The sequence below is a fragment of the Micromonospora sp. ATLC16 genome (assembly GCF_057196645.1).
This window is the reverse complement of record NZ_JBXUOW010000163.1, coordinates 1-1,148: the sequence shown is the minus strand read 5'-3', so window position 1 is coordinate 1,148 and position 1,148 is coordinate 1. Positions and strand designations below refer to the sequence as shown.

Below are 1,148 nucleotides of genomic sequence, written 5' to 3'. Positions count from 1 at the left end.
TGAGGTCGTGGGGGCGGCGGTCGGCTCGTCGGGTGGCGCGGGCGATGTTGGTTTCCCCGTTGGTGCGGTGGAACCCGATCGAGGTGTTACGCAGGGTGGCCATGACGGCGGGTCCGTTGCCGGTCCGGGCTTGGTGTGAGTCCTCACGGAACGTCACGTCTCTGATGTGATGGAGAGCTTCGATGAGCCATTCACATCGGATCCATTCCTGTAGATCGGCGGGGTGTGCGTCGGCGGTGGGTAGCGAGATGGTCAGGTAGGTGGTTTCGCGGGTGGTCTTGCCGCTGCTGGTGATGGTGCGGGTTCGGGTGATCCGGATGGCCTGGGCGGCGTGTGGGAAGGCGATTCCGCCGGGGGTGGAGACGGTGACAGCTTTGACGGTCCGGGTCTCCCGGCGGCCGTGACCACGGTCGCGGGTCTGGTGCCCGATCGGGATCTGTGCCCAGGGCAGGGTGTTGAGTTGGGTGTGCGGGGTCGGTTGGTTGCCCTTGATCGGGATCAGTAGGTGGGTGCCTCGGGCGGCGATTTCGCTGGCGTGGTTGGTTTGGGTGTGGAGGGCGTCGGCGACGAAGATCAGCCCGTTAAGGGTGCCCAGCACGGCTTCGATGGCGTCCAGCAGTGGCGTGAACGCGGGGATTTCGTTGGATTTCGCGGCCACGGTGACCTGGGCCAGGACGATGCCGGTGCTGGTGTCCAGCGCGGACAGCAGGTGGACCTGCCGGCCGTCGGCACGGCGGGCGCCTCGCAGGGTTTTGCCGTCGACGGCGATGACCTGTCGGTATCGCGGCCGGTGGGCACGGTCGGAGGGCTGGACCCGGGTGCGTAGCCAGCCGGCGAGGACGGTGGCGAGCAGGTCGGCGTCCAGGCGGATCAGTAGCCGCCACATCGTGCTGGTGGCGGGTACCCCTCGTAGGAACCCGAGCCGGGCCCGGGCGATGTCGTCCAGATCGTGCAGCCAGTCCGCGATCGCGGCCACCGATGACGCGCCGGCCATTACCGCGCACACCGCGACCGTGAGCAGGCCGGCCAGGGGATAACGCAGCCCACGCGGGTTGCGGGGATCGGGCACCGCCGCCAACGCGTGCAGCAGACCGGCTTGCTCACCCTCGGTCACGAGACGGGGTGGGGTGTCGGTGGGGGTGGTGACG

At 68.7% G+C, this 1,148-nt stretch carries 1 protein-coding gene; it reads right to left on the bottom strand.

Going from position 1 to position 1,148, the window contains the following annotated elements; translation table 11 throughout:
- Positions 1-1,148 (bottom strand): ISAs1 family transposase (locus AC2CHE_RS26860; protein ID WP_484507611.1); only part of this gene is annotated, 1,148 nt, incomplete at both ends.